This window comes from Bacteroidia bacterium (assembly GCA_019695265.1).
Taxonomy (GTDB): domain Bacteria; phylum Bacteroidota; class Bacteroidia; order JAIBAJ01; family JAIBAJ01; genus JAIBAJ01.
The window spans coordinates 12,773-35,877 of record JAIBAJ010000024.1 but is presented as its reverse complement, the minus strand read 5'-3'; the positions used below and the strand labels follow the sequence as shown (position 1 = coordinate 35,877).

Annotated in this window: 19 protein-coding genes; 10 read left to right on the top strand and 9 right to left on the bottom strand. The window is 42.5% G+C overall.

All coding sequences use genetic code 11. The features are described 5' to 3' along the window. Positions 1-261: 261 nt before the first annotated feature. The 3 genes from mgtE to K1X82_05755 form a co-directional block, all read right to left on the bottom strand. Positions 262-1,617, bottom strand: coding sequence for a magnesium transporter (gene mgtE / locus K1X82_05765; GenBank protein MBX7181598.1), 1,356 nt, complete (start codon positions 1,615-1,617; stop codon positions 262-264). Positions 1,618-1,813: 196 nt separating this feature from the next. Further along, a complete protein-coding gene (gene ung / locus K1X82_05760; GenBank protein ID MBX7181597.1) occupies positions 1,814-2,509 on the bottom strand; it encodes a uracil-DNA glycosylase in 696 nt (231 codons plus the stop codon). A gap of 297 nt (positions 2,510-2,806) precedes the next feature. Next, on the bottom strand, positions 2,807-3,214 hold the full coding sequence (locus K1X82_05755) for an OsmC family protein (protein MBX7181596.1): 408 nt from the start codon (positions 3,212-3,214) through the stop codon (positions 2,807-2,809). Positions 3,215-3,242: 28 nt separating this feature from the next. Between K1X82_05755 and K1X82_05750 the strand changes: the two genes are divergently transcribed. From K1X82_05750 to K1X82_05740, 3 genes are read left to right on the top strand one after another with little or no spacing between them, the layout of a single operon-like run. Beyond that, entirely contained in the window at positions 3,243-4,043 is an 801-nt protein-coding gene (locus K1X82_05750; GenBank protein MBX7181595.1) for a hypothetical protein, read from the top strand. Positions 4,044-4,047: 4 nt separating this feature from the next. Then, the gene (gene lipA, locus K1X82_05745) at positions 4,048-4,917 is read left to right on the top strand and encodes a lipoyl synthase (protein MBX7181594.1); all 870 of its coding nucleotides are present in this window, start codon (positions 4,048-4,050) and stop codon (positions 4,915-4,917) included. Positions 4,918-4,934: 17 nt separating this feature from the next. After that, positions 4,935-5,663, top strand: coding sequence for a glycosyltransferase family 2 protein (locus tag K1X82_05740; GenBank protein ID MBX7181593.1), 729 nt, complete (start codon positions 4,935-4,937; stop codon positions 5,661-5,663). 78 nt (positions 5,664-5,741) lie between these two features. On the opposite strand, the gene K1X82_05735 is transcribed toward K1X82_05740, so the two are convergent. After that, the gene (locus K1X82_05735) at positions 5,742-6,110 is read right to left on the bottom strand and encodes a LytTR family transcriptional regulator (GenBank protein MBX7181592.1); all 369 of its coding nucleotides are present in this window, start codon (positions 6,108-6,110) and stop codon (positions 5,742-5,744) included. A 487-nt stretch (positions 6,111-6,597) separates the two neighbouring features. Between K1X82_05735 and K1X82_05730 the strand changes: the two genes are divergently transcribed. From K1X82_05730 to K1X82_05710, 5 genes are all read left to right on the top strand, one after another. Next, a complete protein-coding gene (locus tag K1X82_05730) occupies positions 6,598-8,031 on the top strand; it encodes a Glu/Leu/Phe/Val dehydrogenase (protein ID MBX7181591.1) in 1,434 nt (477 codons plus the stop codon). Between the two features lie 391 nt (positions 8,032-8,422). After that, entirely contained in the window at positions 8,423-9,250 is an 828-nt protein-coding gene (locus tag K1X82_05725; protein ID MBX7181590.1) for a lysophospholipase, read from the top strand. A 71-nt stretch (positions 9,251-9,321) separates the two neighbouring features. After that, a complete protein-coding gene (murF, locus tag K1X82_05720; protein ID MBX7181589.1) occupies positions 9,322-10,623 on the top strand; it encodes a UDP-N-acetylmuramoyl-tripeptide--D-alanyl-D-alanine ligase in 1,302 nt (433 codons plus the stop codon). Positions 10,624-10,746: 123 nt separating this feature from the next. After that, on the top strand, positions 10,747-13,140 hold the full coding sequence (locus tag K1X82_05715) for a T9SS type A sorting domain-containing protein (protein MBX7181588.1): 2,394 nt from the start codon (positions 10,747-10,749) through the stop codon (positions 13,138-13,140). A gap of 315 nt (positions 13,141-13,455) precedes the next feature. Next, positions 13,456-14,457 (top strand): hypothetical protein, encoded by a 1,002-nt coding sequence (locus K1X82_05710; GenBank protein MBX7181587.1) that lies wholly within the window; start codon positions 13,456-13,458, stop codon positions 14,455-14,457. 19 nt (positions 14,458-14,476) lie between these two features. Here K1X82_05710 and K1X82_05705 read toward each other — a convergent pair whose 3' ends face one another. The 5 genes from K1X82_05705 to murI form a co-directional block, all read right to left on the bottom strand. Further along, positions 14,477-17,032 carry a S8 family peptidase gene (locus K1X82_05705; protein ID MBX7181586.1) on the bottom strand — a complete coding sequence of 852 codons (2,556 nt, stop codon included), beginning with the start codon at positions 17,030-17,032 and terminating at the stop codon, positions 14,477-14,479. 354 nt (positions 17,033-17,386) lie between these two features. Then, positions 17,387-18,187, bottom strand: coding sequence for an NAD(P)-binding domain-containing protein (locus K1X82_05700; GenBank protein MBX7181585.1), 801 nt, complete (start codon positions 18,185-18,187; stop codon positions 17,387-17,389). Between the two features lie 5 nt (positions 18,188-18,192). Continuing rightward, positions 18,193-19,317, bottom strand: a complete 1,125-nt coding sequence (locus K1X82_05695; protein ID MBX7181584.1) for an FAD-binding oxidoreductase — start codon at positions 19,315-19,317, stop codon at positions 18,193-18,195. Positions 19,318-19,346: 29 nt separating this feature from the next. After that, positions 19,347-19,931: a sigma-70 family RNA polymerase sigma factor gene (locus K1X82_05690; GenBank protein ID MBX7181583.1), complete on the bottom strand. Its 585-nt coding sequence runs from the start codon at positions 19,929-19,931 to the stop codon at positions 19,347-19,349. Positions 19,932-20,264: 333 nt separating this feature from the next. Continuing rightward, complete coding sequence (gene murI, locus K1X82_05685) at positions 20,265-21,149, bottom strand: glutamate racemase (GenBank protein ID MBX7181582.1); 885 nt, start codon at positions 21,147-21,149, stop codon at positions 20,265-20,267. A 97-nt stretch (positions 21,150-21,246) separates the two neighbouring features. Here murI and K1X82_05680 point away from each other — a divergent pair, with 97 nt between their 5' ends. Beyond that, entirely contained in the window at positions 21,247-22,131 is an 885-nt protein-coding gene (locus tag K1X82_05680) for a toxin-antitoxin system YwqK family antitoxin (GenBank protein ID MBX7181581.1), read from the top strand. A gap of 92 nt (positions 22,132-22,223) precedes the next feature. Further along, positions 22,224-22,991 carry a UbiA family prenyltransferase gene (locus K1X82_05675; protein ID MBX7181580.1) on the top strand — a complete coding sequence of 256 codons (768 nt, stop codon included), beginning with the start codon at positions 22,224-22,226 and terminating at the stop codon, positions 22,989-22,991. The last annotated feature ends 114 nt before the right edge of the window (positions 22,992-23,105 follow it).

Genomic DNA, 23,105 nt, shown 5'->3' with positions numbered 1-23,105 from the left:
TCGTTGCCCGAGGTGCAAGCCCCAAAAGCCCAGCCTTTCCCGAATATACGGAAATATTATACCATTGTTATAAGCATAAATTTGGACTAAACACTTTGTCCATTCGCTATAAAGGCCTCCTAACGGTTTCTGGTGCAGCGTTGGGTTACAGAAGTTCGATTTGTCAAATTTTCCACTGATTTAGTCTGGCTTAATTTCATTGGTAGCAACAATCGATCTTTTCTTTCGAAACACTAATCCTGGCAGGAACCCGGATTGGACTTAAATTAACCCATACATGGCCCGGGCAACCATAAAATAAATAAAGAGGCCAATTATATCGTTGCTGGTGGTAATAAAAGGACCGGTGGCCAAGGCCGGGTCTATGTTGTAACGGTCGAGGGTTAGTGGAACTAGAGTGCCAAAAATGGCGGCGAATACAATTACAATGACCAAAGCAATGCTAACCGTAACGCTTAAAGCAAATCCATGGTGAAAGGCTAAATTATAAGAAAGCAGCAGCAAGGAACAGGCCAGGGCGTTGAGCAAACCAACACTCAGTTCTTTCAATAATTTCTGGAAAATACCCGACCGACTCAGGGTATTATTGGCTAAACCTTGTACAATAATAGCCGATGATTGTACCCCAACATTTCCTCCCATGGCAGCTATCAGTGGCATAAAATAAGCCATTTCGGGATGAATTTGCAGGGATTCTTCGTGCAGACCAATAACTTGCGATGCCATAATTCCTCCCATCATTGCTACCATCAGCCAGGGAAGTCGGGCACGAGAAATAACCCAAACCTTATCGGTTTGTTCAATATCTTCCGAGATACCACTCATTAATTGGTAGTCTTTGGAGGCTTCTTCCTTAATAACATCCACTACGTCGTCGATGGTTATCCGGCCAATCAGTCTGCCTTCTCCATCTACAACGGGCAATACCACTACGTCGTACTTTTGCATAATATTGGCAACCTCTTCGGAAGGAGTATCAGCAGTAACTGAAATAATTTCCTGGGTATAAATTTCTTCTACCAATGCCCTTACCGGAGTAATCAGGAGCTTTTTCAGTGATAAAAGGCCTTGCAATACATCCCTTTCGTCTACCACATAAACAGCATACACCTCTTTCACATCTTCGGCCTGACGGCGCATTTCGCGCACACAGGTGGCCACATTCCATTTCAACTGAACCCGAATTAACTCCGTAGCCATTAAACCACCGGCCGAATTTTCGTCGTAGCTTAAAAGGTCTGCAATATCATCGGCCTGCTCCTCATCCTCCATTTCGGCCAATACACCTTCCTGGCGTTCTTCGGGAAGTTCAGCAATTAAGTCAGCCGCATCGTCGGAATCCAACAAATCAACCGTTTCCGCAATCTCTTCATCAGAAAGGGATGAAAGCAAGGTTTCCCTAACATCTTCGTCGAGTTCGGGAAGCAGCTCTGCTTTTTGCTCTTCTGTTAGGCAAGCATATACGAACCGGCCTTCATGGGCTTGTAGTTCGTTGTAGACTTCGGCTAAATCGGCAGAATGGAGATCGGAAATTAACAGCAATACAGCCTCACGATCAGCCTTTAGTAGGGCTGACCTCAACTGTTCTACCAGTTGGGCTGTAATTTCGATTGGCATAATTTATCGGTTGCTGAGGAGGTTCCATGCAATTTTTTTGCGGTTGCAAAGGTAGGACTTGAATTGTAAAATTGTTCCCCAGAAATTGAAATATTTCTGCTAAAATCCTTACTCGTCCTATTTCACTTTATTTGCAAAAGTCGGAGTGTTAACAACCTGAATTATAATCGTTTATCAACCAAACAGTGGCAAGTGTTCAAGAAAACAAATCCATTCCTAGCTTCCAATCAATCTCCGACTTTCCAATGGAACGCAGAAAATCATTGGTTTTAGAAAAATGTTTACACCCAAAGAACCCATTGTAAGCGCTTAAGGGTGAAGGATGGGCGGCCATAAGAATTCGGTGATTTTGAGCATGGATGAGCCCTTGCTTTTCCTGAGCAAACTTTCCCCAAAGCAAAAAAACCACACCCTGTTTATGCAAGGAAAGTTGGTGTATTATTTCATTGGTAAACGTTTCCCAACCCCTTTTTTGGTGACTCCCGGGTTGATTTGCCCGAACAGTTAGTGTTGCATTCAGCAATAAAACTCCTTGCCTGGCCCAGGGCTCCAGGTTTCCACTCGTCGGATAAGGAATTCCTATATCGCTCACCAGTTCTTTAAATATATTCTTCAAGGATGGAGGAAGAGGCATTCCATCGTTAACCGAAAAACTAAGCCCATTGGCTTGTCCCGGACCATGATATGGGTCTTGACCAAGGATAACTACCTTAATTTCAGAAAAAGGAGTTGCTTGCAAAGCTGCGAATATTTTAGAAGATGGCGGAAACACGGTGGTATTGGCTTCCTCCTTCAAAAAGTTTTCTAATTCCTTAAAATAGGGCTTTTCAAATTCCTGTCCAATGTACTCCATCCAGGACGGGTGTAGGGGTGCTTGCAAATTTCCAATCATTTTACCGGTAATTCCAATGAAGGTTTGAACTAAAAAGCGGCAAATTCAATAATTTTTCTTAAAACAAGCGTTTTAGGTAAACAAATTGTTGATTACGGCGTTGAAAAATATCGAACGGAATGATTTGGTATTGTCGAAACCCTTTATTTTTGCCAACCTTACTATGCACAACGTGAAAAAACTATTCTTTGCCCTAGCAGCCGGTATGTTTGTTGCTTTGGTAGCTACTTCTTGTCGCACCCATCAAACCTGCCCGGCTTACGGCGACGCAGGAAAAGTGATTGAAAAGTCCCACAGTTAAGGCCAAATGAGTTGAACATCCTGTTTAATGTCAGGATGCAAACTTTTGGCAACCGGACAATTCAGGGCGGCAATTTCCAACATCTTCTTTTCTTTATCTGAGTAAGATTTACTTGGAAGTGTAATTACTACGCCAATTTCAGAAACTCTTCTGGGGTTAGAAGCCATGATTTTTGTAATCTCCACCCGGGTTCCATCTATATCAATACCATTGGTGTTGGCATTAATACCCATAATGGTTAACATACAACAACCCAATGAAGTAGCTAATAAATCAGTAGGAGAAAAGGCTTCACCCTTTCCTTGGTTGTCGGTGGGCGCATCGGTGATTATTTCAATCCCTGATTGCAAATGTTTGGCAACGGTACGTAGCTGTCCGTTGTAAATAATAGTTGATGTAGCCATGTGATAAGAATGGTTTACCTTTGCAGCAATGTTCGCCAAAAAACAAATCCTTTTTCCATTATTGGTTGCCCTTTTTATAGGTTGGGGTCAGGATGCTTTTTCGCAAAAGCCACTTGAGGACGACAAAGATACCCGAGTTCTGTATCGAAAAGAATTTACGGCAGGAATTCTTGCCCATTCGGGTGGTTGGGGAATAACCCTGCGGCGTTCGCATCACCGAACCGGTTATTCCAAAACTTTTTGGGAAATTGATTTCGTTGGAATGAAAAATGGCCGGGAAATCAAAACCTCTTACTATGAAAATGCCAAAGGTTATGTGTTTGGCAAAATGAATTCCTTATTAATTCTCCGAACAGGATATGGTTTACACAAAATAATTTTTAGCAAAGGCCGAGCAGATGGTTCGGCAATTGAAGTAAGGTATTTAGGTGCTTTGGGTTCTTCTCTGGGAATTACCAAACCATATTATGTAGATGTCATTAAAAACCCTTCTGCCATCGATGGCGGAATTGTATCCGAAGCCTATGACCCTAACAATCCATTGCATAACCAATACAATATTTATGGTCGTGGTGCCTGGTACAAAGGATTTGATAAATTAAGATTACATCCCGGCGTTTATGCCAAATTTGGGTTTAGCTTCGATTATGCAGGAAGAGAAAAAGGAGTAAAGACGATTGAAACCGGCATTATTGCAGATTACTATTTTAAGAAAATACCTATGATGGCCTTTGCTAATAACAAAAGTTTATGGCTATCATTCTATGTTAGTTTGAACTTTGGCGGCAAATGGAACGGAAAAGCCTCCACCGCCAGTCAAGAAGATTGATTGTATGGATACCATTGAAACAACTCAACCCGAAGCCCGAGAACGCAAACCGGATTGGTTGCGGGTTAAACTCCCCACCGGAAAGGAATATGCCAATACCCGCAAAATAGTTTCCGAACATAAATTACATACCATCTGCGAAAGCGGAAATTGTCCCAATATGGGCGAATGCTGGGGGGCCGGAACTGCTACCTTTATGATTCTGGGTAATATTTGTACCCGTAGCTGTGGCTTTTGTGCCGTAGCTACCGGACGACCATTACCGGTTGATTTGGAAGAACCCAAACGGGTAGCCCAATCCATCCTTATGATGGGTATCAAACATGCAGTAATTACTTCGGTTGACAGGGACGAACTAAAAGATGGAGGCTCCATTATTTGGGCCGAAACCATTCGCGAAGTTCGAAAACAAAGCCCAGGAACAACCCTTGAAACACTTATTCCCGACTTTAGAGGTATTTGGGAAAACCTTCAACGAATTATTGATGCAAAGCCTGAAATCGTTTCTCATAACATGGAAACCGTTCGACGCCTTACCAAACAAGTTCGCATCCAGGCCAAATACGATCGCAGTTTAGAAGTGCTGAAACGACTGAAAGAGGGCGGACTTACCACCAAATCAGGAATTATGCTCGGACTTGGTGAAACTCAGGACGAAGTACTGGAAACCATGGACGACCTTAGAGCTGTTGGAGTAAATATCATGACGTTGGGTCAATACTTACAACCAACCAAAAAACACCTGCCGGTAAAAGAATATGTAAGACCTGAACAATTTGCCTTTTATAAAGAAGCCGGTTTGGCTAAAGGTTTCGATTATGTAGAAAGCGGCCCCTTGGTTCGTTCCTCTTACCACGCCGAAAAGCACCTTTAAAAGAAGGGAAAGAGAACATGATCTACTTTCTCGTTCCTGTTTTTAATGAAGCTTTAAACATAGCCGAACTTGCCAAAAACCTACTATCGGTTTTGCCTGAATATGAAAAGTTTTATGTTTTTGTTGACGATTGTTCAACCGATTCAACACGGGAAGAAATCAGAAAAGCCTTCCCATCTGCAAAATTACACCTGATCGAAAAAGCCTATAACGGCGGTCCGGGACATTCCTTTAACCTTGGAATGGAATGGATCCTAAGCCACAGTTCTGCAGATAACGATTTATTGATTAGTTTAGAAGGTGATAATACCTCCGATTTGGATTTGCTTCCTGCCTTGGTAGCCGCGACATTGCAAGAATACGATGTTGCCCTCGCCTCGGTTTACTTGCCGGGAGGTAAACTGGAAAAAACCAATTGGTTAAAAAAATGGGTATCCGGAATAGCCAATTGGAGCATTCGAACTGCTTTTAATTTAAACATTCACACCTTAAGCTCCTTTTATCGAGTATACCGCCTGGGTATTCTGCGACGAGTTAAAAGCCAATACGGTATTCTGATCGCGGAAACCGGTTTCGTTTGTATGGTGGAACTGATCGTGAAGCTGGTCGAAACTGGAGCGAAGGTGATTGAAATTCCAACGGTTTTGCACTCCGGCCGACGTAAAGGTAGCTCCAAGATGAACATAGTTCGAACCACGTTTGGTTACCTTGGATTTATATGTAAGCACTTGGTTAGGAGCAGATAAGCTCATAGACCATGCAGGTTCTGTTATCGTATTCATCTGATTCAATTTAAAAGGTTAGTAACTCAACTTTTCATTTACCTAGGCAGCAAGCGATTGACGAAAATCCTTCTTAAATGCCCTTCCTACCGGAATGGTTGTTTTGTTCGAATCCGTGTGAACAATGATGCTGGACCCTTTGATATTGTAAATTTTATCCAGGTTTACAATATAACTTCGGTGCGTACGGGCAAAACCACGTCCTTCTAACAATTTAGCCATATCCTTCATGGTAGATAAGGTAATGTATTTGGCCGAAGTGGTTTTTATAATGACATAATCTGCTAATGCCTGAATATACAAAATGTCGTCGGTTTTAATGCGTACCGATTGGTAGTTCGAACGGAAAATCAAGGAATCTCCAAGACTGGTGGCCGTGTCGGCAAAGGTGTTGGTGTTAATGGTTTGCATAGTCGTAAGATTTAAAGTGATTGTTTCGATTTTCAATTTTGTAATTTGTACCTTGTTAGTTTTATTTTCGTTTAAAAAAATCGCTTAATTGGCAAATTCAAATGACTAATTGCATAATATATCGATAATCGGCTTAAAATTTTATATAACAAAGTAAATGTAAAATATACCCGTCATATTTTTGAATTAATATACTAATAATCAACTACTTATTTTTAAAATGACGCTCTAAATCCTGACGACAGGCTTCCCCGTTCTCAACCATCCGCACTCACACTATGCTCCCGATTCTCCTCAATAACCAACCCAATCACCCACCAAACTGCTTGCATTGGTCGTAATTTTTACATCCCCAAACCACTTTTTATGGCTGATTATCAGTATATTAACAGGTGTATGGTTGAAATTTAACCCTTTTTTTTTCAGGGTTAGCCTAAATAAATACATAAGTTTGCGCCCTGTTTAACCTTTAAATTAACCACGTTCGATGGCCACAAAACTTACACAACAGCGGGGAGAAGATAAATTTTTCGCCGATGTTTTAAATTACTTTGAAAAGGCAGCCAAACATTTGGATACCCCCAAAGGAATTCTGGATCAAATTAAATATTGCAACAGCGTTTACCGCATTAAATTCCCTGTAAAACTCAAAGGAGAATTTAAAGTAATTGAAGCTTACCGCGTTGAACACAGCCATCACAAACTGCCTACCAAAGGTGGTATTCGTTACAGCATCCATGTTAATCAAGATGAAGTAATGGCGCTTGCAGCCTTAATGACCTATAAATGCGCTATCGTGGATGTTCCTTTCGGCGGAGCGAAAGGCGGCATTAAAATCAGTCCCCGCGATTTCAACGACGAAGAAATGGAGAAAATCACCCGTCGTTATACCTCCGAACTTATTAAAAAGAATTTCATCGGACCGGCCATCGACGTACCTGCCCCGGATTATGGATCGGGAGAAAAAGAAATGGCCTGGATCATGGATACCTACGCCACCTTTAATCCTACCGAACTCAACGCTGCCGGCTGCGTAACCGGAAAACCTATCTCTCAAGGCGGTATTCACGGTCGCCGCGAAGCTACCGGACTTGGTGTATTCTACGGTGTTCGCGAAGCGCTGAGCATTGCCGAAGATTGTAAAAAATGGGGATTAAAACCCGGCATCGAAGGCAAAACGGTTGTGGTTCAAGGTTTGGGTAATGTTGGTTACCACTCTGCCAAATTCTTCCACGAAGGAAAAGCTAAAATCATTGCCCTGGCTGAATACGAAGGTGCCATTTATAGCAAAGACGGTCTAGATCCGGATATGGTTCTTGCTCACCGCAAAAAAACCGGCTCCATTCTCAACTTCCCGGGTGCTACGAACCTCGAAAAATCAACCGACGCCCTCGAACTTAAGTGCGATATCTTAATTCCGGCAGCTCTCGAAAATCAAATTCACGCCAATAACGCCAAAAATATCAAAGCAAAAATCATCGGCGAAGCTGCTAACGGACCTGTTACGCCCGAAGCAGAAGCAATCCTCCTCAAAAAAGGTGTTTATATCATCCCAGATATTTTCTTAAATGCCGGCGGTGTTACCGTTTCTTACTTCGAATGGTTGAAAAACATGAGCCATGTTCGCTTTGGCCGCATGACCAAACGTTTCGATGAGCGCCAAAACTCCGATTTAATGGAGTCCATCGAAGCCTTAACAGGGAAAAAATTCTCCAAGGAGCAACACGCTAAGTTGGAACGCGGTGCTGATGAACGCGACCTGGTTTACAGCGGTTTGGAAGAAACCATGATCAATGCCTACCACCAAATTCGTCAAATCTTAATCGATAAACCCGAAATCGGTGACCTTAGAACTGCCGCTTTCGTTTGTGCCATTAAAAAAGTTGCCGCCTCCTACGAAAACTTGGGTATTTTCCCATAGTAGAACAAGCAATTACCTCACTAAACGGGATTCCTTTCATAGGTTTCCCGTTTTTTTTTGAATTTGGCGGGCCCCCTTCACGCCCTACCAATCGCTTGCAAATCAACCATATAGCAGCAAAGGGCGTTTGGGTCACGCTATCGCCTGTAGTCCTCGTCACCCGAGGCTAAAGCCGTCGGGTTCCTGTGGGCTACTTGGCTCTATCGTTGCCCGGGGTGCAAACCCCAACCGCGGCTTTTCAAAAGAAACCAAATCAATAAAATATCATCCAACAAAAAACCCGATAAATTCCTATAAAAACCCAAGCGGCTCCTCTGGCCAAAAAATAGGATTACGTTTTTGACGACCATTTGGGTTAAAAAACTTAGTACGTTTGTACCAAATTGATGCTATGAATCACAAAGAACTATCCTGGAATGCTCCCGACGGATTAACTATTTACGGTCAAGCCTGGTGGAACGACGCACCCAAGGCAGCCTTAGTTATGGTACATGGAATGGGTGAACACAGTGGTCGATATTCACCCTACGCTCAATTTTTAGCCGAACAAGGCATTGCCGTTTTGGCCTACGACCACCGGGGCCATGGTAAGTCCGGCGGAAAAAGAGGTCATACTCCCTCTTATGAAATCTTGCTCGAAGGGGTTACCGATGCCTTAAAACAGGCAGAAAACCTGTTTCCTGAAATCCCGAAATTCATTTTTGGACATAGCATGGGTGGAAATGTGGTTCTAAACTACGCCCTTCGTCGTAAACCTAAAGTAAATGGAATTATCGCTTCTGCACCTTGGCTCAAACTGGCATTCGACCCTCCTGCTTTGCAAATTGCACTAGGCAAACTGGTAGTCGGAATTCTTCCCGGATTGCAACAAAGAACCAAACTTGATGCCTCGGCCATTTCTTCCATTCCTGCCGAATGTGAAATATACAGCAAAGACCCGTTAGTTCACGATTATATTACCCCGGCTTTCTTTCTGGGGACATTCGATGCAGCAGCCTGGGCTCTGGAAAATGCCTCCGACCTCAACCTGCCCTTGTATATTTACCACGGCACCGCCGATAAATTAATCAGTCCGGAAGGAACAAAACAGTTTTCCGCCAAAATCAAAGGCGACATAACAACCAAATTCTGGGAAAACCAATACCATGAATCTCATTACGATACCAAACGCAAGGAGGTAATGCAGGCTACTTCGGATTGGATTCTTGCACACATTTAAGGTTTAGTAACTTTTTGGATTCGCTTTTCCAACAAGCATTTCCTTGATTTTCTTTGGTCAACTTTCAAGCCATGAAATTTTGTACCATAGAAAAACTCCATTCCATTTTTCTAACCACTTCGGGCATTTGCACCGATACCAGAAAAATTAGCAATGGGTCCATGTTCTTTGCCCTGAAAGGCGAAAACTTTAATGGAAATCGGTTTGCCGCCCAAGCTATGGATGCCGGTTCTTCGTATGCAGTGGTTGACGAGGAAGATGCCGTTTTGGATGATAAATTTCTGTTGGTACCGGATGTTTTAAAAGCCTTACAAAGTCTGGCCCGCTTCCACCGAAGAACCCTAAAATTAAAGGTAATCGGCATAACCGGTTCCAACGGAAAAACCACCTCCAAAGAACTTGTTTCCAGAGTGCTTTCGCAAGGATACAACACCTATGCCACCTTCGGTAATCTAAACAATCAGATTGGGGTTCCATTGTCTTTGCTTTGCCTTAACGAAACCCATGAAATGGCAGTAATTGAAATGGGAGCCAGTAAACCGGGAGATATCCGGGAACTGGTTGAAATTGCCGAGCCTGATTTTGGCTTAATTACCAGCATAGGAAAAGCACACCTCGAAGGAATGGGCGGTATAGAAGGAGTAGTAAAAACCAAGGGCGAATTGTTCGATTTTATTCGTGAAAACGGCGGCGGTATCTTCCTCGAATCTGGTAATCCATATTTGGAGCCGATTGCTAAAGGAATTCACCTGGCCGTTCGTTATGGCAAACACGGTGCCGATTTTGAAGGAGAAATTACCCATACCGAACCCTTTTTAAATGTAAAATGGAAAAAAAGGGGAAACCCGGATTGGAACAATGTAGAAAGCAATCTCACCGGCGAATACAATTTTTCCAATATTCTTTCAGCCATTGCCATCGGTAGTTTCTTCGGACTTAAACCGGAACAAATTGCCAAAGGAATCGCCTCGTATATACCCGATAATAACCGGGCCCAGTTTGTAAAAAAAGGAAGCAATACCCTAATTCTTGACGCATACAATGCCAATCCTACCAGCATGGAAGCTAGCATTCGTAATTTCGAAAAGCAGGATTTCCCAAACAAAATTCTAGTGCTGGGCGAAATGATGGAACTTGGCGACTATGCCGAAAAAGAACATAAGCATATCTTGGATTTGGTTCGTGATCTTGGATTTACTCAGGTTCATTTGGTAGGAGCTCAATTCCTTGCCCTAAAACAAAACGGATATAATTTTTGGGCCAATGCTGCTGAACTTTCCGACTTTTTCAAAGCCAACCCGCCCGGTAATTCAACCATACTCTTCAAAGGCTCACGAAGGAATAAACTGGAAACAATAGGTGAGGTGCTGTGATTCTTATCTGTCTTTCAGGCAATTAAACAGTAATAACTCTTCCTTTCTGACCTGGCTCCCACGCTTTTCTTGTTTCACTTATTATTCCTTAAATTTCTATCTTTACCCCAAATTATACCTTTCATGAAGAAAGTTTTTACCCTCATTACCCTTGTTTTTTTAGGATACACTAGGCTTTGGGCAAGTTGTGGAAACGGCTTTAATACCATAAGCCTCGATGTTTTTTCTGACAGTTACCCTACCGAAACCTCCTGGGATATTACCAACGGGGGAGGAACTATTTTGGCATCGGGAAGTTTTACAGGAGCAGCAGGTACATTGATGTCGTTTGAATATTGTATACCAGATTCCATTGATTGCATCACCTTTAACATCCATGATTCGTATGGTGATGGTATTTGTTGTACTTATGGGAATGGCTATTATTTGCTGAAAATAAATGGCGACACCCTAGCCCAAAACGGAGCCTACGGCTATGGAGAATCGGTTCAGTTTAATTGTCCTCCGGGAGGCGGTTGTAGCTCAGCCGAAGCAATTACTGCCGGATCTTACACCTCCCTTTTCGATAATTACTGGTATAGTTTTACTCCTTCTGCAAACGGCATGTATACCTTTTCTACCTGTAACCAGGGAAATTCTTGCAACTCTTCTTCCATCTGGATTTATGACCATTGCCAAGGAATTGTGCTTTCAGAAGGAATTCAAGGTGCTGTTTATTTTGCCAATTCAGGTTGTACATCCGGAAATGGTGCCCTTATTCACGCAGCTCTCATAGCAAACTATACCTATTACATCCGACTAGGCGATGGAACCGGAAACCCCTGCGGCAACTCCAATATCAATTGGACCTTAAGCTACGACGGACCTATTACCGGATGTACCGACCAGGCCTCCTGCAATTACAATCCCCTTGCTACCCAAGACGATGGCTCTTGTATATATCCTCCAAGCCCCTTGTGCACCGGACCCGACCTGGTGATAGATTCAGCCGCCCTTATCTCTTCCTTCACCCTTACCAATTACACCGCCGACAACTGTTCGGTAACCGAAAATTGTGTTACCGGTTACGGAGCTCGTCAGGTAATTACCTTTACCATGCACATTCGTAACGATGGCGATATGGACTATTATATCGGACAGCCTCCGGCCAGTATCACTACTCCAAGCCCGGTATTTGAATGGGCTCCCTGCCACGGCCACTGGCACTTTCAGCACTATGGCAAATACACCTTATACGACGAAAACGGTACCCAAATTCCGGTTGGTTTGAAAAACGGATTTTGTGTAATGGATTTGGAATGCGGGGGCGGAGGATCCGGACAATACGGCTGTGGAAACATGGGAATTTCGCATGGCTGTGGTGATATTTACGGCTCCGGTACTCAATGCCAATGGATTGATGTTACCGATGTTGATACCGGTGTTTATGTGTTTCAGGCAGATGTAAACTGGTTACACTCACCTGACGCCCTGGGCCGCTACGAACAACGCTACGACAATAACATAGTACGTGCTTGTTTCCGTTTAAACCGGGATGCCAATGGAACACCTTCTATTCAACTGCTTAGTAATTGCACTCCCTGGACCGATTGTACCGGGGCTGTGCTTGGAAATGCCCAACTTGATTGTGCAGGCAATTGTAATGGTTATGCCTTGCCCGGTGATATTACCGGCGATACCCTTCGTCACATGAACGATGTGGTTAACTACGTAGCCGATGTTCAAACACATGCCTTGCAGCCTGTGCCTTGCAACGACCTTGACAACAGCGGCTCCATTAACATTGTAGATGCTGCTCTTGACCAACAATGCGTTAGACACGGCGACGATGAAGCCTATTGGGGTGCCTTAATCCCCTGTTCCTTCCCTACAGGAAGACATAATCCCAACCAAATCGGTGTACTTACCATCGGCGCATCCTCTGAAGATTTTTTCGATGTGTATTTGAATTGTCCACTAAGTAAAATCATGGGATTCCAATTTAAAGTAAGTGGCATTTCCGGTGTTGACTCGGTTCGCTGCCTGGTACCCGGCTTTAATCCGATAATCCGCCATGGCAACCTTGAAATTGCCGGTTTAGATACCGTTGAAGGAACTACCCCTAAATTTTATTTGCCTAGTCCGTTTTTACGGGTTTACTTTAGCGATGCCTTGCCTGTGCAGGCTTGTGTAAGTGAAATTGTGGCCTTTGTAAACGATAAATATGAAACCATAGAAAAACAAATTTCAAATGGCTGTGTTGACATTAGTGCCGGAATAGAAGAACGCAATTACAACAAGTTTTTAGCCGCTATACCTAATCCGTTTACGACCACAACATCCGTGTATTTTCCTAATCCAAGCAACCAAAAATTCACAGCCAAATTGGTTGATATGACCGGTAGAGTGGTTCGGGATTTTCCGGCAGTATACGGAGAAGAACTGCTGATAGAAGCCGTTGGTCTTAAACCCGGAGTTTTTACCGTAATTTTAGAAAACGGAAAGGATAAATACCTAAGCCGAATCGTTAACCTATAATAAAGGCCTTTTTAAAGCCGATTTCCTTACCGATAAACTTGTGGAAATCGGCTTTTTTGTGCCCAATCCTACCGGTACAAATTGCCGCCGTTGGAACTTGCACCTCGGGTAGGGATAGAAGTGGATAGCCCACAGGAACCCTACGGCGTTAGCCTAGGGTGACGAGGACTAGGAACGAATAGCCCGGCCCTGAGCCTTCTGCAAAAATGGTTGAAACAAAAAACAAAACTTCAATAAGGCGAAAGGGACCCGCCTAAAAATCAACACAAAAACAGGTTTTGGCTTAATAATTGCGCCAGGAAAAAAAACTTATTTATGGTAAAAAAAATACTCCTCCTGATCCTTGGTATCACCCACATTTTACCAGGTTTGGCTCAAGAAAGATACAAGGATTTTTCTACCACCATTTACGAGAAAATTAAAGCCTCCGAGGTTGAGAAAACCTGGGATAATTTCCACTTGAATGGTAAAATAAAAAGCGTAATAGAATGGGATACCAATGGAGATACCAGCTTTCTGAATTTCAATAAATGGGGAAAACTCGAAATGGATTCGTTTCGAAGCTCAACAAATACAAGTTACCTGGTTCGTTATGAATTTAATACGAAAGGAGACTTGCGTAAGATAACCGAACAGCCCAGCCTACAGGCCAAAGTTTTGAATGAAAGAACCTTCCAAAATGGATGGATGGATCATTTCATGAATACCAATAATCTGAACCCTGAAAACAATTTTAATTATTCAGTGTCTTATGAAAATGATCGTAAAAAAATACGATTCCATTATACCTTTCCTAATCGGGACAAATCTTATGTATACCTGGAAACAGAAGAATACACAGTTACATTAGGAAACTACGGTCGCGTTTTAAATCAACAAGTCATTTATAAGACCAATGAAGGAAGCTCCGGAAGCAACATGAGTTTTGCATACGATTCGCTTGGACGAAAAACACAATACTCCCTGATGGATTTTTGTGCCGGGTCTAATTCCTGTTTAATCATCAATGGGTCCTTTTCTTATGATAAATGGGGAAACATCATTCGGCATTCACAACAAGACAATACCATTCGAAATTCGACCTGGAGCTACAGTTTCTCGAACCATTACCTCTACGATGCCAATGCTTGTTTGCTAGGAAAGCTTGAACACAACCTATCCAATACGTTTAGGTATGAAAGAAATGCGATACAAACCGAAGTAAGCGTTCAATACAGTTACGAGTTTGATCGCAAAGGCAATTGGATTATCCGGTATCAAACCAATGGTAAGGAAAAGAAGGTTGTGGCTAAACGAAAAATACTGTATTACGAATAGCCAGGCGAGGGTTTTTTGCTTATTCCCTCACCCACTTTAACCAACGATTTCCATTTGGGGCCTTAATTCCAATAAAATACACCCCGGTTGGCACTTGACCCAATTCCCAGTTCAGGTTTAATTTAGACCCATTGCATTCCATTTCTTTTTTGTTCCAGCATTTACCGGTTAGGTCTACCAATTCCACCAAAACCTTACCCGGAGAGAGTCCTTTTGCTTCAATTCTTACTGCTTCCGCACCGGGATTTGGAAAAACTATGGCCTCGGGCTGCTCCAACTCGTTTAAGCCAATTGGCTGAAGTCCGCTATACAACCAAATATGATCCAGGGTAATGTTATTGCCCCTGCGATTCTTGGCCACAAAGTTTAACATAACCGAAGGCTGTCCGGCAAAAGCAGACAAATCAACCTCCTCTTCTCTCCATTGTCCGGCCGAATCGGGGAAAAAATTAGCCTCATGGCCTTCAACCGTTTTTAACTCTTCCCCTCCTTTTTTGTAAACCCTGGTTGGAAACGTTTCGCCACAATCTGTGCTAACCCAAACGCTCAGGGTATCGCCCAACGAAGCCGAACGGAATTTATAAGCCACCGAAAATTTTAAAGTTATGGAATCATCGGCCGCACTCAAGTCAAAAGAAGGGCTAATCAAACCATCTTTCCGGTTATTGGTAACGCTCATTCCACATGCCATGGTAGCCGACCTGGAGCTAAATAACAGTCCATCGGTTGATACAGTATCCCAGGTTTTATCTCCATCCGGATTTTGTTTGTACCATACTTCCGGGTTTATGCCTTGTTCAAACCCTTCAAAAAAGGGCAATGCCACGGTTTTAGAACGATTAAACCTAGCCATACGACGGTTGTTTACTGCATCGTATTCCATGAAGTTACCATTTAGCTCTACTCTGAACGAAAGTTCGATAGGTCCATATTGGTTGAAGGTAATGGCAGGCAAAGCCAGGGTTTCCGATTCCCCGGCGGCCAATTGTCCAACCCAATCGAAGGTATATACCGTTCCCCCGACTTGACCATAATAAATATACGCTTGGGTAATGGTTGAATCGCCCAGGTTCTTCAGCACCACCTGCGGACTCAAACTTTCATCACAAAAAACACTGCCATTAGCCGGATGAGCAACCTGAACAATAGCAACATCGTAGGTACGGGCATCGGGTGGAACTGGAACATAACTTTGAGAAAGGTAATTAAATGCTGCCTCCACATTAATCAAACCCATTCCATACACATTATCTTCCCCTGCAACTCCCATATCCGTAGCGGTAAAGTAAAGCGCCCTTTTAATTTCTTCTCCGGCCAAATAAGGAAAAGCTTCTTTCAACAACAAAACTGCACCGGTTACATGTGGCGATGCCATGGAAGTTCCGGAATACTGCGAATACCCATTTTGCCCTATCGACGACCGTACATTAACACCCGGAGCCGACACTTCAGGCTTAATCAGTAAAGAACCATTTCCTCCGCAAACGCTGGGTCCACGACTCGAGAAGGAGGCAATGGCATAATCCGGACTATTTCCGTTCAATGCTCCAACCGAAAAAATATCTACTTCCGAATTGCTAATAAAAGCCGGTCTTCCAACAGTTAAGGTATCCGGACCTTCATTTCCGGCAGCAAAAATCGCAGCAGTACCTACCGCTTCAACCGCCATAAACATATCGGAAGCTAAACTGTGACACAAGGTATCAGCACCGGGAGTTAAAGCAATTCCCCAGGAGTTATTGATAGCATCCGGAATATCATCGGTGGTAGCAGTATCTCCATCCGGATTCAATCCCCACTGAAAAGCAAGTAGCAACTGACTCATGGGCTTTATCAACGCCAAATCTTCTACTATAGGATCGGTAGCAATCCAATATGCATTAAAGGCCGAACCAATAGTATCGTGGGTGGTGGTATCCAAACCCAGGGTTGTACCTAAAATATGGGTGCCGTGACTATCACTTTTATCTGCCGGTATCGGACTATCAAAGGCGTACCAGGCTTGATCTATCGGGAAAAAATTTCCTTTAAACCGGTTTCCAATGGCTGGGTGCTGAGGCCAGGATCCGGTATCCACACTATACATTAATCTGCCGTGCCCGGTATAACCCATAGCCCACAAGGCGGTAGATTTTATCACTTCTAACCCAATTTCATGTCCGCCCACCGATTTGGGCTCTGAGGCGATTGGTTTCATCGATTCAACCGGTTTCAATGTCTGCTCCGAACAAAGTTCCATGCGCTCAATCGATGGCAGGTTTTGCAATTCCGGTACCAGGTTAGGTGCCATTTTCACCACCATTACATTGGCAATCCAATACGATTCAACCCGTTCAACCGACCCGGGAAATTGGTTGCCATAAATTGTCAAAAAAGCAATTGCTTCTGCTTGGGTAGTATTAGCTTTTTGCATCAAGGCATGCATAGTCGTTTTTGCCCTAACCGAAAGTTTGGTTTTATTGGTTCTAAATTCATGAAGCATGGAGTCTAGATTCACCTTATCTTTCATGTAAATCATCACTTCAACGGGAGTGTGATCGTTGCCGGAAACGGCCTCCTGAAGCGGTTTTGACAACCAGGCCTTTTGGGAAAATCCGCTATAAGTAAGTAGTAAAAAAAGAAGGGCGAAACAGGAACGGCGCATCGGAAAAAATTTGTTGCCTAAAGTAGCAATTTCTTTCCCTTGCCAAGCATTCAATTGGCGTTAGAGGGATTGTTTTTGTTTGTTGGGGGGCCCCCTCCGCCCAAAAAGCATGGTGCTGCACCCAACATGTTTGCATGGGCGTTCGGGTCACGCTATCGGTTGTAGTCCTCGTAGCACTTGGCTAGCGCCGCGTGCTCCTGTGGGCTACTTACCTCTATCGTTGCCCCGGGGTGCAAGCCCAATAAACCGGTTTTTTGAATCAAGTGAACCAAATCCTAAAATGGATTACAGAGCTCCTTCCATAATGGTTTGCGGCAAAATGGATCTAAATTCAAATTCACCTATTTTATCCAGCACTTTTTTGTTGCTCACCCTCTTCCAGCTTTCTTGCCCGCCTTGCTGAAACTCCGGCCTTTCCATTCCAAGCAAATCGGCTGCTTTTACATAAAAGCTCTTCCTTGTAGGATGCTCCGATGAGCAAATATTATACACTTCATTACCATCATTTTCAGACAAAAGTCTAAAAATCAAGTCCGTTGCATCTTGTCCATGTATAAGGTTCACCGGACTATTGGGGTTGGGTAAACCTTTTCTTCCTGCCAAAAATTTTCCGGGATGCCGGTTCTCTCCTACCAAACCGCCAAGGCGACAAACCGTTACCGATTTTCCGCGCATACTCAATACTATCTTTTCCGCTTCTACCAGCAGTTTACCTTGGGGAGAGTCGGGTATTCCTTGAAATTGCTCATCCACCTCTTTATTACATTCCGGATAAACCGAAACCGAACTTAGAAATACGACCTTTTTAATGGGAGAAAGCTTTATTTCTTCCGTCAGGGTCCAAACCATTCCCAGGTAATCTTCCATTTTTCCCGGCGGCACAGTAAGCACTATGGCATCGGCGTCAAAAACCTCATTCGGTGCTTGATTCGGAAAATCGTACAGACTAATTTCAACCTGTAGTTTGGAAAGCGAATCGGCCTTTTCTTGGGTTCTAACCGTTCCTTTCACCTGAAATCCTGCTTCAATAAAGCGCTCGGCCAATTGTTGACCTAACCAGCCTAAGCCAATGATGGAAACTTTCATAAGCATTATTTAAATAATCGTTTTACATGTATTTCCGGTTCAAAAGTCCGGTTGTTTTTCAAATGTTTAATCCAATAATCCGACATCAAGGGGGCCAAAAGTAATCCTTTGGTTCCCAAACCATTAAATATACCTATTTCCGGATGTTTAGGATGAAAGCCTACCAAGGGTCTTCGGTCTTTAGATGCCGGTCTTATTCCGGCACTTTGCTCTAAAATCTCGAATGGACCACTGTATACTTTTTTGAGCTTGTTTAGTATTTCCTCTTTAGCCCAATCGGTAGGCTCGCTACTTATATCATCCCAGCGAAAGGTGGAACCAACCAGGTATTTGTTTTCTCCAAAAGGTATGAGGTGTAAGCCGGCGTACCCAACTTGTTCCAAGTCCAGTTCAGGGATGGAGAGCAATAATTCTTCGCCCTTGGTAGCATTAAATGGCAATTGTCCAAACCAGGGATTGTTTCGAATTTGGCTGCCTTCACAAAATATAACCCGTTCAAAATTCAGATCTTTATACTGGTATCCCGACTCGGTTTTAATCATTTTGCCATATTCAAATTCTTCTTGAATCAGCAAATCCAATGTTTTAAGTTTTTCCTGGAAGGCCTTAATCAGCGAAGGGATATCTACCCAGGCCGAATGGTGAATTTCGGCATAACCCAAGTGAGGTTTGAGCTTAGTATTCAGTGTTTTGCGAACTACAGGCCCTAACCAATTGTCAAAACCTTTGTTTCGTTGCAATTCCCAGGCAACAATATCATCTTCGTGGTAAAAAAGTTTATGTATCAGGGTATCCGGGAAATAAACCTGAAGTCCAATAAATTTTTGTATTTCTTGGTAGGCTGCGGTAATAAAATCGGGGAATAGCTCTTCGGCTTTCCAGGTGGCTGTTAACCTTTTAGGAACAATGGGATTCATAAGACCGGCAGCCACGGTAGAAGCAGATTCATGGTGAAAATTGTCTACCACTTTAAAGTCGATGTTATGCTTCCATAAAAAATAGCAAAGCCAAGAACCCGCAAGTCCTTGGCCTACTACCAAAACAGATGTTTTTGTTGGTAAATTACCTGTAAAACCCACCTGATCGGCGGGTTTTAGGAAATCAGACGTTATGGTGCTTGAATTTTCCACGTTTGAAAATCAATGACACAAAGGTAGGCTTAGGCCACCATGTTCAAGCGATGATCTTCCATTAATTTACGGAGGTTAATTAAAGCGTAACGCATACGACCCAAAGCAGTATTGATACTTACATTGGTTACATCGGCAATTTCTTTAAAACTCATATCGCTGTAATGGCGCATAATTAAGACCTCTTGTTGGTTATCGGGCAATTGTTTAATCAACATTTTAAGCAAATAGGAATTTCCTGTTTGGTTGATTTTATCTTCAATGGAAGTATCAATTGCTTGAATATGATCCAATGGATTGTAATGGTCATTGGCTCTTTCCATAATCATCTTTTTGTCTTTGCGCAAGGTATCTATAACCAAGTTATGGGCTATACGGTACAACCAGGGTAAAAAACGTTCTTGTTCTTTGTATCGACCCGACTTAATTTGGTCGATTACCTTAATAAAGGTGTCTTGAAACAAATCTTCCGCCTTTTGACGGTCTTTAACCATCGTGTTGATGTAGCTGAAAAGTTTGCGTTTGTGACGGTGCAACAACACTTCGAGGGCTTTTTCGCTGCCCTTAGCGTAAAGGTGGACAAGTTGCTTGTCCGATAGGCCGTAACTTTGCATGGTGACCTCCTGGTTTTAATGGTTAATTAAAAAATGAAAGTACACGTATGCGTATGATGCCTCCTAGTTTTAGTTGGTTAAAAAATGAATGTAAGACCACAAAATTGGCTCACACAAATTGCTAAAATGTTAATGTAAAATTGACCGATAAGTGCGATTAAAGTAGAGTTCTATCGTTGGTCGAAATTTTTGAATTGTTGAGCAAATGTAAACAGATTTTTCAAACTAACAAATTTTTTTCGCGATGGATTAAACTTTTTTAAACTCAGGCTTTCTAATGCAACCTCATTTCACGGTGAAAAAACAAAAAGCAATTAGCTGTAAATCAACCCCTTACTCTTTCCAAAGTCTTACTTCTTTCAGGTTTATTTTCTCATCAAAAAAATATCTTGCGCTTTCTTCAAAGGCCTTGGTATAATCTGAAACGCAAAAGATTTTTTCTGCTTTTCCCACCGTTTCGTTCAGCAATCCTTGATCGTGGAGGGTTTGTTCAACTGCTTTGGCCACAATTTCAGAGGTATCGAGTACCTGAACCTTCTTTTTATAGAAACTATCTATTTCGGGTTTTATTAATGGATAATGGGTACATCCAAGCACCAAGGCCTGAATTTGAGCTAGGGGTTTCTTTTCCAGGTAGGAATTAATAATGGTTTTGGAGATTTTGTTATTAAAAAACCCCTCTTCAATCATAGGCGCCAGCAAAGGTGTGGCTAGCTGCGCCACTTCCATGGTTTTGTCGGCCTTGCTTAATTTGTTCACATATATTCTGGAATTAACAGTGCCCTTTGTTCCGATAATACCCACTCTTTTACCTTTAAAATGTTGAGCCAAATAAGCCACAGCGGGGTCAACCACATTAATAACCGGAATGGAAGCTCCTGCAATATCCTTAGCTGTTTGAAATCCCAACGCCGATGCGGTATTACACGCTATTACAATGGCTTTGCAGTTTTGTTCGGTAAGGTAGTGGGTTATTTTGGCAGAATAATGTCGGATACTCTCCGGAGATTTGTCTCCATAAGGCAAATGGGCCGTATCCCCAAAATAAACTATGCTTTCGTTGGGTAATAATTTACAAATGGCATTTGCTACGGTTAATCCGCCAATACCTGAATCGAAAATTCCAATCGGATGCTGTGATTTATGGAAGTTTTTTGAAGCCAAAACCTTTTCAAATTTGGATTGCAAGGTAATAGCAATACCAATAAATTCAACCATTTTAAACCAAAACCTTGCATTTTGTCGACCAAAATTGGTAATTTGCTCATTTTTTTTAACCTTTGCGAGTTGAAACGCATTGTTTCTTAGTTCTACAATGAAAAACCTTTTCCTATTTGTACTCCTAATCACAGCCTCCTCTGCCTTTGCTCAATCTTTTGAAATGTATAAAGGCGATACGGTGAATAGAAAAGATGCCCAAGATCAACGTCAGGGCCATTGGGTTGTTTTAAACAAAAACAATTCTAACCCGGGTTATTCAGAAGGCCAACTGGTAGAAGAAGGAGAATACTTTAACAATAAAAAAGTAGGCGTTTGGAGAAAATACTACCCAAATAACAAATTAAAAGGGGAAATTACCTTTGCCAACAACAAACCCAATGGACCGGCAAAATTCTATTACGAAAATGGCCGACTGCAGGAAGAGGGAAACTGGAAAGAGAAAAACTGGATTGGCGTTTACAAATATTATCACGAAAATGGCATTTTGTTTTATGATTGGCAGTTTAACTCTGAAGGAAAACGGGAGGGTCAGCAAAAGTACTATTATGCCAACGGAAACCCAATGTATGAAGGCGACTGGAGAGACGGAAAGGAGTCGGGAGTATTAAAAGAATACTACGAAAATGGTTCCCTGAAGGCCGAAAAATACTTTAACGAAGGAAAAATTGACCCGGGTAATACCAAAAACTATGACTTGGGAAATCCGGTCGACAGGCCTAAAGCACCGGTAGGTCCAATGCTGGTAGAAGCCAAAAAAGAAGAACCACCTAAAGAACTAGGTTTTATTCCGGATGGACAGTTTACCACTTACCATAAAGGAGATAAAAACAAAGTGGAGAAAGAAGGTACCTTTAAAAACAAAGTTCTGATAGAAGGAAAACAAAACGTTTATGATGCTAGCGGTAAGTTGATTAAAACGCTCTATATTAAAGGGGGAAAAGTCGTCGAAACTAAAATGGCTAATACCGGTACCAAATAAAACCCTCCATCCGGGTAGCGATGGAATCATTAAAAAAAGTCTTTCATTACTTCTTATTTGGCAATTTCTTTATCGCTTTGGTCGCTACGGTCATGGCAGAATCCTGCTATTCCTTTTTTAACTTTCCATCCAATCCACTAATTCTATTATTTCTCTTTTTCGGAACCTTATGTAGCTATTCTCTGCATTGGTTTTTGTCGGGCGAAACCCTGGTTGGAAAGGAAAGAGAAGCCTGGAACCTTTCCCATAAAAACTTTCTGCTAGTCGTGTTTGGAGTTTCAACACTGGCTTCCCTACTCCTCTTTTTTCTGCTTGAACCTGAAACTCAGGCACTTTCCTTGGTACTTGCTTTAGCCACCTTTCTGTATACCGCACCCAAATTACCCTTTCAACCCTTTGTTTTCCTCAGACGCCTGGCCTTTGGTAAAACAATTTACCTGGCTGTAGTTTGGACCATCACCACAGTTTTACTACCCTTATCGGAATGGGATATGCTCCAATCGCCTTATTCCTGGATGTTTGTCATTCACCGTTTGCTCCTTATTTTACCTATTTGTGTGCTTTTTGATAGCAAGGATAAAGAGTCAGACCAACAACAAGGAATTAAAAACATTGTTTACTCTCTCACCTGGAAAGAAACACAATGGATAATAATTACTTGCATCTTCTTGTATATACTCAGTTCCTATTGGCTGGTATTCGACGATTTTAACTTACGCTTGTTCCTTCAACTTGCTTTACCCGGAGTAGGATTGGCTATTCTTCTTCCTTTACACGAAAAAAAGCCTTCCGACTATTACTATTACCTTTGGCTGGATGGCTTAATGATGGGAAGCGGAATATTTATGTTGCTTTTCTAAAGAAATACCCTGACTTCGAACAAAAACATTCTGCTTATTTCTTACTAATGCAACAAACAACAGGTAATAAATGCGCAATTCCTGGGACAAGAACCGGGTGTGCATAGATTTTTT

Bases quoted from the DNA above. Each gene is read 5' to 3' on its own strand.
- K1X82_05740 (MBX7181593.1), top strand. From the start codon at position 4,935: ATGATCTACTTTCTCGTTCCTGTTTTTAATGAAGCTTTAAACATAGCC.
- mgtE (MBX7181598.1), bottom strand. From the start codon at position 1,617: ATGCCAATCGAAATTACAGCCCAACTGGTAGAACAGTTGAGGTCAGCC.
- K1X82_05725 (MBX7181590.1), top strand. From the start codon at position 8,423: ATGAATCACAAAGAACTATCCTGGAATGCTCCCGACGGATTAACTATT.
- murF (MBX7181589.1), top strand. From the start codon at position 9,322: ATGAAATTTTGTACCATAGAAAAACTCCATTCCATTTTTCTAACCACT.
- K1X82_05675 (MBX7181580.1), top strand. From the start codon at position 22,224: ATGGCAGAATCCTGCTATTCCTTTTTTAACTTTCCATCCAATCCACTA.
- K1X82_05715 (MBX7181588.1), top strand. From the start codon at position 10,747: ATGAAGAAAGTTTTTACCCTCATTACCCTTGTTTTTTTAGGATACACT.
- K1X82_05700 (MBX7181585.1), bottom strand. From the start codon at position 18,187: ATGAAAGTTTCCATCATTGGCTTAGGCTGGTTAGGTCAACAATTGGCC.
- K1X82_05750 (MBX7181595.1), top strand. From the start codon at position 3,243: ATGTTCGCCAAAAAACAAATCCTTTTTCCATTATTGGTTGCCCTTTTT.
- K1X82_05735 (MBX7181592.1), bottom strand. From the start codon at position 6,110: ATGCAAACCATTAACACCAACACCTTTGCCGACACGGCCACCAGTCTT.
- K1X82_05710 (MBX7181587.1), top strand. From the start codon at position 13,456: ATGGTAAAAAAAATACTCCTCCTGATCCTTGGTATCACCCACATTTTA.
- K1X82_05690 (MBX7181583.1), bottom strand. From the start codon at position 19,931: ATGCAAAGTTACGGCCTATCGGACAAGCAACTTGTCCACCTTTACGCT.
- K1X82_05680 (MBX7181581.1), top strand. From the start codon at position 21,247: ATGAAAAACCTTTTCCTATTTGTACTCCTAATCACAGCCTCCTCTGCC.
- murI (MBX7181582.1), bottom strand. From the start codon at position 21,149: ATGGTTGAATTTATTGGTATTGCTATTACCTTGCAATCCAAATTTGAA.
- K1X82_05755 (MBX7181596.1), bottom strand. From the start codon at position 3,214: ATGGCTACATCAACTATTATTTACAACGGACAGCTACGTACCGTTGCC.
- ung (MBX7181597.1), bottom strand. From the start codon at position 2,509: ATGATTGGAAATTTGCAAGCACCCCTACACCCGTCCTGGATGGAGTAC.
- K1X82_05730 (MBX7181591.1), top strand. From the start codon at position 6,598: ATGGCCACAAAACTTACACAACAGCGGGGAGAAGATAAATTTTTCGCC.
- lipA (MBX7181594.1), top strand. From the start codon at position 4,048: ATGGATACCATTGAAACAACTCAACCCGAAGCCCGAGAACGCAAACCG.